We start from the raw sequence: 12,508 nt of genomic DNA, 5'->3' as shown, positions 1-12,508 counted from the left end.
GACGAGACCTTCCGGAACCAGATTAAGAATGATTAACCGGATGTACAAAAGGTTTAGTTTCCGGTTTTCAATTTAAAAAACACCAATGATTATAACTATGAGACAATTTTTCTTTTTACTTCCGGTTTTGATGCTTTTGGCCTGTAATGAGGCCGGGCAGAGGACAGAAACAGAAGCATCTTCTAAGGCTGATGTATTCACATATGTAGACCCGAATATAGGGACGGCGCATAGCCGTTGGTTTTTCTATACACCAGCTTCAGTACCCTTTGGAATGGCAAAACTCGGTCCGTCAACCAACGGGAGTTACGGGAATGCTTATGGGTGGGATGCCGTGGGGTATGACTCCCGTCACCACAGTATCGAAGGTTTTGCCAATCTGCATGAATTCCAGATCGGCGGTTTTTTGTTTGCCGCTATTACCGGTGAGTTAAAGACGGTGCCCGGTACCTTGGATGATCCTGATACGGGATATCGTTCCCGGTTCAAAAGGAAAAATGAAGTAGCGCAGCCTGGTTATTACAAGGTTCTTCTGGACGATTATAATATTACGGCCGAACTTACGGCTACCAAACGTGTTGGATTTCAGAGATATCACTTTCCCGAATCCAGCGACTCATATGTGATTATGGATATTGGAAATGAATTGGGAGAAAGCGGGGAGGTCAAGGATGCCTATGTTTCCTATGACAAAGAAACCCAGAGCGTAGAGGGATGGGTGATCACGTATCCGAAATACGTACAGAAATACCAGCCCGAGGGAGAAGTCAAAATGTTTTTTTCTGCAATGATCGATACCCAGCCTTTAACTGTGGGTACTTTTCAGGGAGAGGAACAGTTTCCCGGGGAAACCGACAGACAGGGGAAAGGAGTCGGGATATACCTTGGGTTTGAAACAAAGCAGGATGATAAGGTAGAGGTTAAAACAGGTTTTTCCTATACTTCCCTGGAAAATGCCCGGAACAACCTTATGGAAGAAGCCCGGAACCTGGATTTTGACCAGGCTAAAAAAACGGCTCAGACTACCTGGACGAAAGAATTGAACAAAATACAGCTGACCGATACTTCAACAGTCAATAAAACGAAATTCTACACAGGGCTGTTCCACGCTTTGCTGGGCCGCGGGCTGGCCAGTGATGTCAACGGGCAATTCCCGCAGAATGACGGCAGTGTGGGGCAGATTCCACTGGATGAAAACGGAATCCCCGAATATGCATTTTACAATACCGACTCCGTCTGGGGGGCATTTTGGAATCTCACCCAGTTGTGGACCCTGGTATGGCCGGAATATTATAATGATTTCATACAAACACATTTGGAGGTGTATAAGAATTCCGGATGGCTGGGCGACGGACTGGCCAATTCCAAATTTGTCTCCGGTGTCGGAACTAATTTCGTAGGCCTGATCATGGCTTCTGCCTACCAGTCCGGTATCCGTGATTATGATACGGACCTGGCATTCAAGGCGGCATATGAAAACGAAGTCAGGTATGAGAACCGGAATGAGGGTGCCGGGAAAACCGATCTGAAAAACTTTATTGAAAAGGGGTATGTGAATCAAATCGAGGGCATGGATACCAATCCCGAAGGCTCGGGATTTTCAGCTTCCCACACCCTGGAATACAGCTATAGCAGTTTTGCAGTGGCCCAAATGGCCAAAGCATTGGGAAAAGAAAGAGAATATAAAGAACTGATGAAGTTATCGAAGAACTGGGAGAATATCTATGATGAAGAGTCAGATTTTATCCGTCCCAGACTGGCTTCCGGGGAATTTCTCAAGGATTTTGATCCTTTTGCCCCCTGGAAAGGGTTTCAGGAAGGAAACGCCTGGCAATATACCTTTTATGTACCTCATACCCCCGAGCGACTCGTTGATAAAATGGGAGAGGAAAAATTCGTAAAACGTCTGGATTCTATTTTTACGGTATCCGAAAAGACCAGGTTCGGCGGAGAGGACATCGATGCCTTTGCGGGAATAAAATACCTTTATAACCAGGGAAACCAGCCCAATTTGCACATTGCCTGGTTATTCAATTATACAGACCATCCATGGCTCACCCAGAAGTGGGTAAGAAAGATTTGCGATAATTTCTATGGTACGGAAGAAGTTCACGGATATGGATACGGACAGGATGAAGACCAGGGGCAATTAGGGGCATGGTATGTAATGTCTTCCATGGGGTTATTTGATGTAAAAGGACTGACCGGGCTGAAACCTTCTTTTCAATTTGGAAGCCCTATGTTTGAAGGAATTCAGATTGAGAATGGTTACGGGAATACGATCAATATCACCACGGAAAATAATAAACCCGGAAATTACTATATCCAGTCCGTTACATTGAACGGGAAAGCATATCATCAAAAAGAGATTCCCCTGGAAACTCTGAAATCTGGTGCGAATCTACATTTTGTAATGGGCAATACACCCAATAAAGATTTATTCAGGGAATGATCTGTGTTTGCTATATCGGAAAGCATATGCATATTTTAATCCCATTAAATGGGTCTAATTCCCCGATGCTCTTCATCGAAATGGGCTAAGGTTTGTTCGTTTGAATACCTCGCGGACTTGCCCCGAGGTAGTTGATTTTCAAAAAAAACTGATGAGCGACTTCTGCCGTTTTGGAATTGATTAATGTCTTTCCATCTGTGTATTGGAATTTGACTGATGACCTTAATCAGAAGAATTCCTTGAGGCGTACTCCCTGGAGCAGTTTCTTTTTTATAAACCTGTTTCGAGTCCAGTCCGGATCACTTTTTGAAAAATCATTTGTTTACATACTTTTTTACTCACTAAGTGAGATTTAAATGCTCCGACGCCTGCCTACCGTCAGGCAGGCTTGCGTCGAAAATTTTCGCTTCATGCCTCGCGTCCCGATAATTATAGGGATTGCCCTGAGTTGACCTTAAGAGTTTCTTCTTTAGTTTTCATTTACCCCGGTTTCTTGGGATCATGATCCGCTTTTACTCCGTATTCCCAAACTCCACAACTTTCACGCTTAATCCAGAATATTGTCCAAAACCTGATAAGATCTGATTTTATACTGCTCAATTTTAAAGACAAATAGGGGATTTCACGGAAAGTAGGGTACTAAGGTTCTAAAGGGAGGAAAAATTATAGAAAAGAGCGATGATTTATCTATCCTGGCTGATAAGTACAAGTCCTTTTGCCCCGGTTTGCCTAAAATTGCAATGGGTGATTAGAAGAAAGAGGATGAGGCCGTTTGGTAAAAAAGGAAACCTTGTTTTTCCATGTATTTCTTTTAATTACATGGAATGAAAAATGATCGCCCTCGCAGATTTTTTAAACGTTGTTCTGTTAACCGGAGCGGTGAGATCATGACAAAAACAGTTTATACTATGGTGCAGAGATTGCCAATTGCAGTGATTTGTATTTCTTTATTATTTTTTACAGGTAGCTGTTCCTTTAAAAGAGCAGATGATCTGGGTTGGGAACCGGACCGTCAGCTCGGGTATTGTGAGGAACAGGCCGTAAAAACGTTGGAACGGATACCGGGAGCAGATAAACTTCCGAGAAATATCCCCCCGGGAACAGACGAGTGGCGATTTGTGGAATACGAAGACTGGACCAGCGGTTTCTGGCCCGGGATCCTCTGGTATTTATACGAATACACAGGGGAGGAAAAATGGAAAAGGGAGGCGGACGGTTTCAGTCGTTACCTGGAGCCCCTTTCACGCCGTCCTGCGACAGATCATGATCTGGGATTCCAGGTTTTCAATAGTTTCGGGAATGGCTGTCGTTTGACGAATAACCCTGAATATAAAGAAATTATACTCCGTACGGCCGATACCCTGGCCACGTTATACAATCCGACTGTGGGTACCATTCTTTCGTGGTCAAGAGAAGTGCCCAATATGGAATGGCCCCAGCACAATACCATCATCGACAATATGATCAACCTGGAGTTGCTTTTCTGGGCTTCGAAGAATGGCGGTGGTGCGGAATTATATGATATGGCAGAACAACATGCCCGGACCACGATGCAGAATCATTTCCGGGAAGATTTTTCCGTCTATCATGCTGTGGTTTATGATACGCTGACGGGCGAAAAGATCAAGGCGGTTACCCACCAGGGATATGCCGATGAGAGCATGTGGGCCAGGGGACAGGCGTGGGCCATTTACGGCTATACCATGGTTTACGGGGAAACCGGAAAAACCGAATTCCTGGATTTTGCCCATAAGGTAGCTAAAGTATACCTGGACCGTCTTCCGGATGACCTTATCCCTTACTGGGATTTCGATGCCCCGGGAATACCGGACGAACCCAGGGATGCCTCGGCGGCGGCGATTGTGGCTTCGGCTCTTATCGAACTATCGGGCTATACCGATAAGGAAGAATTGTCCAGGGAATATCTGAATAAAGCTGAAGCCATGTTAAAGGTACTTTCCGGGAGGAAGTATCGTTCCGGGAATGGGAACAGTGCCTTTCTGTTGCATTCCACCGGGCATAAACCGAATGGGAGCGAAGTGGATTATTCTATTATTTATGCGGATTATTACTATATAGAAGCACTTGTCCGGCTGAAAAAACTCAGGGAAGAAAAATCAGAATGGTAAAGTTGTCGTTGAGTAGAATATCCCTGCCGCGGACTTCGATATTTCTGAACCCGATAAGGTCCGAGATCGTATTTGTTTCACTTTCTATGACAACGGTGTAAAGTTTGGGGTTTTCCAGTGACCACAATTCAAAATTTCCGTTAAAACTTACAGGAGCATTTCCCGCGCTGTCCGTTTTAACGGACCGGACGATCTTTAGTTTGGAGATCTTTATCCGCACCGTTTGCGAAGGCCTTTTCCCGTTCAACCGGATCTTCCCGGCAACTTCGTTTTCCGAGTCTTTCCGAAGCCGGATGAGGTAGCCTTCTATAAAAGTACCGGGGGTCTCAATGAGATTTACATCCCTGGTAATCCCGCCATAGTTAAACCAATCGAAGCTCAGGGCGGGAATGTATTCTGCACTGCGTTTGTTGTTTACCTTGACGATGACCCGGTTTTCCTCGTCCCTTACCTGGTCGGTGATTTCAAACTGGAAGGGTGTATAACCTCCCTCGTATTGCCCGATATGTTCACCGTTGAGGTATACTTCGGCAAGGTAATTTACGGCACCGAAATGAATAAAAAGCCGCTTCTCTCTTTTTTTAGATAACGAAATATTTTTTCCTCCCACACCTTGCGCCAGCCGCCTATACCCATGGGGCTATGATGGCCTGCCATTCTCTGTTAAGGCTGGTGTGCTCCCTGCCTTCGACATGGATCATGGCGTTTTGGGCCTGAACACCGAAACAGGGGAATATGACGGACAGGAATAAAATAACGGGTATGGTTTTCATAAGTGATAGCAATTTGGCCGGAAAAATAAATAACAGTCTATAGCCATATACGGCGGCACCCACGGGCTACGGCTAAAATATTTATATATATTGTTATTTTTACACTTGTTTTTTGCTTTGTTCTCAATTTTAACATAATTTTATTTGCAATACAACCAAACCAATCCTTTTTTCGGGAAAACCATATGAAAACGAGTTTGCTTTTCTGCCTGTTGCTTATCTGTATAGGTGCACAGGCCCAGTACGCTAACCTGAAGTTTGAAAATCTTTCTACCACCGAAGGGCTTTCAAGCAGTACCTGTACCGAAATCTTCCAGGACAGGGACGGTTTCCTCTGGTTTGGTACCATTGACGGGTTAAACAAATATGACGGTTATACCTTTACGGTATACCGCCCGGTGCTTAATGACAGAAATTCCATCAGCAGTAACCGGGTAAATGCCATAACAGAAGATGGTCAGGGACGATTGTGGATCGGTACCAGTAACGGGTTGAATGTGCTGGACAAACACACGGAGAAGTTTACCCGGATCAACTTTGGTGCCGACGCTTTCGGCCTGAGCGGGGCGGTGGATGTGATCAACACTCTTTTCTACGACAGTCCGGCGGGTACGATGTGGATAGGTACCAGGAACGGTCTCTATAAATTAATGCTTAACGGGATAAACGGCTCTTCCCTGAAAAACCCTGCGTTTACCCGTTATTCCCATATTCCGGGCGTACCGGGGTCTATTGACCATAACAATATAACGGAGATACTGAAAGACAGAGAGGGAGATATCTGGATCGGTACTTCCGGACCTCATCTTAACAGGTATATTCCGGCATCCGGGAGCAGTTCTGATTCCTTGTCGGGAAAGACAGACAGATTCGAAAACGTACTTATAGATATTTCACCCGGTTACGGGCTGGACCATATGCCAAAGAAAATACTCGAAGACAGGGAAGGGGATTTCTGGATAGGGAACAACCTGCGAGGGCTGGTCGTATGGGACCGGGAAAATAACGTGTTTGAACAAAAAGGGAACATGGCCGGGGGAAACGTCCCCGTGTTTGATATATACCAGGATAATAACGGGATGATATGGATAGCTACGGATGGTTACGGTTTGTTCCTGTTCGACAAAGAAAAAGATACCGTACATCATATTGTACACAATCCCTCCGATCCTCTTTCCCTGCCCAATGACCAGCCTTCCGGTATACTGGAGGACCGGGATGGTACGCTTTGGATTGCTTCTTATAACAAAGGCGTGAGCAAACTGGTGTTGTCTAAATCGGCATTCGGACATTATTTTCATCAGCCGGGAAATACCAATAGTCCCGGTTCTGGAATAGCACAATCCGTTATACAAAGTAAGGACGGGAAAATATGGATAGGTACGGATGGCGGAGGGTTAAGTCTTTTTGATGAATCTACGGGCCGCTTTAGGCATTACAGGCATATCAAAGGAGATATTTCTTCCCTGAGTTCCGACAAGATCGTTTACCTGTCGGAAGCACATGACGGTACGGTCTGGATATGTACCTGGAACGGTGGGCTAAACAGGTTTGATCCGCGAAGCGGGAAAGCTATACGATACAGGCACGATCTATCAGATCCCCATTCCCTGGGACAGAATACGGTTTGGTGTGCTGCGGAAGACAGTCTGTATCGGTTATGGGCAGGGACCCAGACCGCAGGGCTTAACCTGTTCGATCCCGCTTCCGGAAAATTTTATGCCTATCGCCATGTTCCGGGCAATGCCCGTAGTCTTGCCAGTGATTTTGTCTTTCACCTTTATATAGATTCCCGAAAAAGGTTGCTGATCGGGACCTCTTCCGGTCTTTCCGTTCTCCATCCCGACGACTACTTAATAGAGGGTGTTCCCGAAGATCTGAAGTTCAGTAAAATAAAAGAAGACGCTATAAAGGAGCACCGTATAAACCATATTGCCGAAGACCACAAGGGCAATATCTGGCTGGGGACAGACCTGGGCTTGCACAGGCTAAATGCCGATCTGCAGTGGCAGGAGTCTTATGCTACCCGCGACGGTCTGCCCAATAATCTTGTGGTAGGTATTCAGGAAGATGAGGCGGGATATTTATGGGTTACTACCAAAAGCGGGCTTTCCCGTTTTGATCCCGTTTTGCGTGAATTTAAGAATTTCAATATCCACGACGGTTTACAGGGCATGGAATTCCAGAGTAAATCCATAGCCAGGACCAGGAACGGGAGAATCCTGGCGGGGGGGATTAATGGGTTCAATATGTTTCATCCGGCCGACCTGGATACGGGGATGGATTCCATCCGGCCTATGCTGACGGAATTCAGGCTGTTCAACAGGAGGGTAAAGGTCAAAGACACCCTGAGCGGCCGTGTATTGCTTGAAAATCCTGTTTCCGAAACGAAAGAGATCCGGTTGCGGTATAACGAAGGGCATATTGCCCTGGGCTTTGTGGCCCTGCACTATCAGAATCCGGAAAGGGTGCAATATGCCTATAAAATGGAAGGGCTGGACAAGGATTGGATATATGCGGGAACCAATACTATTGCCAATTACTCCAATCTGACAGCAGGAGACTATACTTTTAAAGTAAAGGCATCTGTAGACGACAAGTGGGACAGTGCTCCGGTATCGTACGTGAAACTCAATATAATGCCTCCTCCGTGGAAGACCTGGTGGGCCTATGTGTTGTACGGCATAGCAGGTATCGGCGTGTTCTGGACAGCCATGTGGTATTATACCCGGATGGTCAGGGAAGAAAAAGAACACGAACTGGACCAGATGAAGCTCCGCTTTTTTATCAACGTTTCCCACGAGTTCAGAACACCGCTCACCCTTATACTCAATCCTTTGAATAAGATCTTGTCTTCTTATGACGACCCGGAGGAGGTCAAAACTTCTGCCCTGACTATTCAGCGCAGTGCAAGAAGGCTTCTCAACCTGACCAACCAGTTGCTGGATTTCAGGAAGATGGAGCAGGGGAAGGCCCCCCTGGAAACCGTAGAAGGAGATTTTGTGAAATTCTGCAGGGATGTTTTTTCCCTGTTTTCCGACCTGGCAGAGATGAAAGGTATCGATTTCCATTTTCAAACCGGACAGGACGAACTGACAGCGTGGTTTGATCCTGATAAGGTGGAAAAAATAATGACTAACCTTTTGTCCAACGCTTTGAAGTATACCGATAGCGGGGGTAGTGTAACCCTTTCTATATCTAAGACCACCCGGCATCCTAAAAAAGATGGTATTTTTTCCCTTTCGGGCCGTAGCCGGTCGGCAGGGGAGGGTATAGAGATCAAAGTCAAGGATACCGGCATTGGCTTCAAGAAGAAACATCTGAAGGAGGTCTTTACCCGGTTTTTCCATACCGACCATACCAAGACGGGCACAGGTATTGGGCTTAATTTTACCAGGAGCCTGGTTGAATTACATGGCGGGGAAATAAAAGTGGAAAGCGAATACCGCGAGGGGACTACCTTTACCGTAATCCTCCCGTTGGACAGTCGTGTGCATGCCGGGAAGGAGAAAAAACAATCCCTCGAAAAATTTGTGTTTGATACCGATATTGTCCGGTCCGCCGAATACGAAATATCCGCTTCCCGGGAAAATGGAAATGCTGAACACAAGAATAAGGACACAAAAGAAAAGAAAAAGGTGATCCTTATTGTGGAAGATAACCGGGAACTGCGGCATCATCTGAAAAACGAATTGAAAACAGAGTTTAAAATAAAGGAAGCGGTGAACGGGGCGGAAGGATTTAAGAAAGCAAAAAAACACTATCCCGACCTTATAATCAGTGATGTAATGATGCCCGAAATGGACGGTTTTGAGCTTTGCAGGGCTGTAAAAACGGATACGGAGATATGCCATATCCCTGTTGTCCTGCTCACCGCCCGCAGCCAGGAAGAAGACCGGGTGGAAGGATATAATACCGGGGCAGACGGATATCTCCCCAAACCCTTTCATATGAATGTCTTAAAGGCACGGATAAGTAACCTTCTGGAAAACAGGAAAAAATTAAGGGAAAAGTTCACTGCTGTGGCAGGAGTGGTGCCTTCGGAAGAAGTGACCACCAATTCCCTGGACGAGGCATTCCTGGACAAGGCCACCCGGGTTATCCTGGAGAATGTAAGTGATCCGGATTTCAGCCTGGAATCCCTGCTAGGGGAAATAGGGGTGAGCCGATCGCACTTTTACCGGAAAATAAATGCCCTTACCGGGCAAAATCCCAGTAGTTTTATACGTACAGTACGCTTAAAATACGCTTCGGAGCAGTTACTCAAGGAATGCTATTCCGTAAAAGAAGTGGCCTATATGGCCGGGTTTAATTCTTCGGCATATTTCAGTAAGACATTCCGGGAGCTGTTTGGTCAAAGCCCTAACGAATTTGTAGAGAAGACAAAAGAATCTTTTCAGGCTTCCTGACCCGGGAAATACATAAGAATCGGGCTCCCCTGCGTGAAGCGTTCAACGGCATATCTTTGATCGCACAGTTTGCTTTTCCCTGTCCTTGTGTCCCCCTGTTGAAACGGATATTGGAGTTGTGCATGTGGCAGGATTTCGGAAACTTCCCGGCATTGGTATAAAGGAATAGCCTCTTTGCCGGGAGGATCAATACGGCCAAACATTGCTTTCGGCAGCTACCCCTTTTTCATAAGCCAAATACGATTGTAAAGATTAAAAAAACAGCTTTTGTTTTATCAATTCAAAAATTACCAGTATTTTTGCCTCACATTTGTAGCAAACATCCGAAATAATGTGATGAACGTTTGGGAAACTACGGAAAGGATGTTGGTGTAATAGGATGATTATAAACATACTGTGTATCGGGGTCAAATCCCGTTCAGATATCAGAAAAGAGGAAAGCTTCAAGATTCAGGAGCTTTTTTTGACTTTGAAAATTTAGTTGTGTTGTTTAGGGTAGATCGTTGATTTGCCCAGGTTTAGTAGTTAGACCAATGAAAGGCTTTTCCGCCGTGTGCGGAGGGCTTTTTTTGTTTTAAGGCTACCGGAAAATAAAGCCTTTTTCCAGAGGAGAAGTTTACCCCGGTCCAGGGCGAAGCAAATCTCGTCTCCCGCTCTTTTTCTCTTCTTCATCGTTATATTCATTTATAGATTTCGCCGGTAATCCGTCTAAAAACATCCGTGGCTAACCAACTTACAAACCAATTTTCCGGGACCTGCTGTCCGAATATCCCGATGCACCTCTATCCTTTACTATGGCATCCCCGGAATTTTTACCAGGAATTTACCATTTTTGACGGCTATTTTTTTATTCTCCTGCTTCTCGTTGTAAGCAGTAAAAGAAAATGTCCCTTCGGCATAACCGTTCTCCAGCATTCTGATTGTAATGCTACCACTTCCTTCAGGAACGTTTGTGGGCCAGTAAGGACTGTCCGACCTGTTGCTTTTTACATAGCGGCAGGAGTTGGTGTAATTATCATCCGGAAAAAAAGTATATGTCCCGGAATCGTCATAATCTGTAATATCCAGTTTCAATATATTGCCTCGAAGGTTTTTTGCGGAAATATGTAATGCCCTCCGCAGGACCTCACCCCGATATTCGCTATAGTATACTTTCACATCTCCGGCAGGATAACTTTCAAAAATAGTATCATTCACCTGTGCGGTTATATACTGCTCCGGGTATTTGGGAGAATTTTCATCTTCGTCATCAGTGTTACATGCAAATAAAAGTAAGATAATAGTCAGTGCTGTAATAAAGCTGATATGGAACAACCTGTTCATTGTTTGATTTTTTTAAATAGAACGGAAATATATGTAAAAACTTCTATGTATTGTAGCTTAAACAGAACTAATGTAGGACAGTTTTGGGATTTGCTTTATTATGTATGCATAATATTTGAATGGGAGAGGGTGGAGAGGTATAGCGCAAAAGAAAGAAACCAAGTCAGATATTTAAGACTTTTTTCTTAAAAAAATGTGAAACCCGGTAATTTTAAAATCATATTAAACCATTGTGGGTCCATAAAGTCTTATTATTGCAATGCTGAAAAATGTTTTTGACCTGTCATTTACCAGCAATGCTGTTACAGACTAACTCAACAAAATAACTAACCTAATCTATTGTATGAAAATACGAACGATTGTTTTCGGCCTTTTGGGGGTTGGGCTCGTCGGCCTTATAGCTTATAGGATCAATAAAAATAATCCTGCGAGTAACAATCCTCAAAAATCTTCAGGATCTCCTTTAAAAATAGCCGGAATGGTTTTAAAACCTCAGAAGTTTGAAGACCAGCTTTTTCTTTCCGGTTCCCTGGAAGCTAATGAGCAGATCGATATCCGCAGTGAGGTTTCCGGAATAGTAGAGAATATTTTTTTCCGGGAAGGGACCACCGTTACGCAGGGACAGGAGCTTTTTAAGGTAAATGATATCGAACTGAAAGCACAGCTTTCCAAAGTGCAGACTGCAAAAAAACTGGCAGCCGAAAATGAGAGAAGGGCAAAACTACTTCTGGAAAAACAAGCTATAAGCCAGGAAGAATACGATATAGCCAGTGCCGATTACCAATCGGCAACAGCAGAGGCGGAGCTCATCTCCGCACAGCTTTTCAAAACTTCCGTCAGAGCACCGTTTTCCGGTACTATTGGTCTTCGGAATATATCCAAAGGTACCTATGTTACGCCTACTACTATTATTGCAAAACTTGTAAATACGGAGAAATTAAAACTTACCTTCTCCATTCCGGAAAAATACATTTCCCGGATGAAAGTTAACAGCACATTCACGTTTACTGCTTCAGATGCGGAAAAGCATTTTACCGCAAGGATTTATGCTATAGAACCGGAAGTTGAGGTTACCACACGAACATTAAAAATGAGGGCTATTGTAGATAATAGTGAAGGTGTCCTGTATCCCGGCATGTTTGTAAATGTCAATTTTCCCCTGGAAATAGTTCCGGATGCATTGATGGTTCCAACGGAGGCACTGATTCCTATTCAGAACGGAAAGAAGATCTTTGTTGTTCAGGATGGTAAAGCTAAAGGTATCGAAGTTATAACCGGTTCGCGCACTAACCGTGATGTGCGCGTTATTTCCGGGCTAAAACCGGGAGATACGATCTTAACCTATGGTATCATGGCGCTGGATAACGGTACACCGGTAGAAGTAACACTAGATAATTAACCGATACAGACCACCCGATCCCG

General features: G+C 44.7%; 7 protein-coding genes. 4 read left to right on the top strand and 3 right to left on the bottom strand.

Annotated elements, in window-relative coordinates:
- Positions 1-85 precede the first annotated feature (85 nt).
- Both ACVBDU_RS07950 and ACVBDU_RS07945 read left to right on the top strand, forming a co-directional pair.
- The gene (locus tag ACVBDU_RS07950) at positions 86-2,452 is read left to right on the top strand and encodes a GH92 family glycosyl hydrolase (RefSeq protein WP_447179226.1); all 2,367 of its coding nucleotides are present in this window, start codon (positions 86-88) and stop codon (positions 2,450-2,452) included.
- A gap of 887 nt (positions 2,453-3,339) precedes the next feature.
- Positions 3,340-4,581, top strand: a complete 1,242-nt coding sequence (locus ACVBDU_RS07945; RefSeq protein ID WP_447179225.1) for a glycoside hydrolase family 88 protein — start codon at positions 3,340-3,342, stop codon at positions 4,579-4,581.
- On the opposite strand, the gene ACVBDU_RS07940 is transcribed toward ACVBDU_RS07945, so the two are convergent.
- Positions 4,556-5,191: a sugar-binding domain-containing protein gene (locus ACVBDU_RS07940; RefSeq protein ID WP_447179224.1), complete on the bottom strand. Its 636-nt coding sequence runs from the start codon at positions 5,189-5,191 to the stop codon at positions 4,556-4,558. The genes ACVBDU_RS07945 and ACVBDU_RS07940 overlap by 26 nt on opposite strands.
- Positions 5,192-5,207: 16 nt before the next feature.
- Complete coding sequence (locus ACVBDU_RS07935) at positions 5,208-5,354, bottom strand: hypothetical protein (protein ID WP_447179223.1); 147 nt, start codon at positions 5,352-5,354, stop codon at positions 5,208-5,210.
- A gap of 185 nt (positions 5,355-5,539) precedes the next feature.
- On the opposite strand from ACVBDU_RS07935, the gene ACVBDU_RS07930 reads away from it, so the two are divergent.
- A complete protein-coding gene (locus ACVBDU_RS07930) occupies positions 5,540-9,763 on the top strand; it encodes a hybrid sensor histidine kinase/response regulator transcription factor (RefSeq protein ID WP_447179222.1) in 4,224 nt (1,407 codons plus the stop codon).
- A 792-nt stretch (positions 9,764-10,555) separates the two neighbouring features.
- Here the strand turns inward: ACVBDU_RS07930 and ACVBDU_RS07925 are convergent.
- Positions 10,556-11,086 (bottom strand): DUF6252 domain-containing protein, encoded by a 531-nt coding sequence (locus ACVBDU_RS07925; protein ID WP_447179221.1) that lies wholly within the window; start codon positions 11,084-11,086, stop codon positions 10,556-10,558.
- Positions 11,087-11,429: 343 nt separating this feature from the next.
- On the opposite strand from ACVBDU_RS07925, the gene ACVBDU_RS07920 reads away from it, so the two are divergent.
- Complete coding sequence (locus tag ACVBDU_RS07920) at positions 11,430-12,485, top strand: efflux RND transporter periplasmic adaptor subunit (protein WP_447179220.1); 1,056 nt, start codon at positions 11,430-11,432, stop codon at positions 12,483-12,485.
- Positions 12,486-12,508 lie beyond the last annotated feature (23 nt).

The sequence above is a fragment of the Sinomicrobium endophyticum genome (assembly GCF_052983315.1).
Note: the sequence above shows the minus strand (reverse complement) of the source record. Positions and strands in the feature narration are given on the sequence as shown.

Bases quoted from the DNA above. Each gene is read 5' to 3' on its own strand.
- ACVBDU_RS07950 (WP_447179226.1), top strand. From the start codon at position 86: ATGATTATAACTATGAGACAATTTTTCTTTTTACTTCCGGTTTTGATG.
- ACVBDU_RS07945 (WP_447179225.1), top strand. From the start codon at position 3,340: ATGACAAAAACAGTTTATACTATGGTGCAGAGATTGCCAATTGCAGTG.
- ACVBDU_RS07935 (WP_447179223.1), bottom strand. From the start codon at position 5,354: ATGAAAACCATACCCGTTATTTTATTCCTGTCCGTCATATTCCCCTGT.
- ACVBDU_RS07930 (WP_447179222.1), top strand. From the start codon at position 5,540: ATGAAAACGAGTTTGCTTTTCTGCCTGTTGCTTATCTGTATAGGTGCA.
- ACVBDU_RS07925 (WP_447179221.1), bottom strand. From the start codon at position 11,086: ATGAACAGGTTGTTCCATATCAGCTTTATTACAGCACTGACTATTATC.
- ACVBDU_RS07920 (WP_447179220.1), top strand. From the start codon at position 11,430: ATGAAAATACGAACGATTGTTTTCGGCCTTTTGGGGGTTGGGCTCGTC.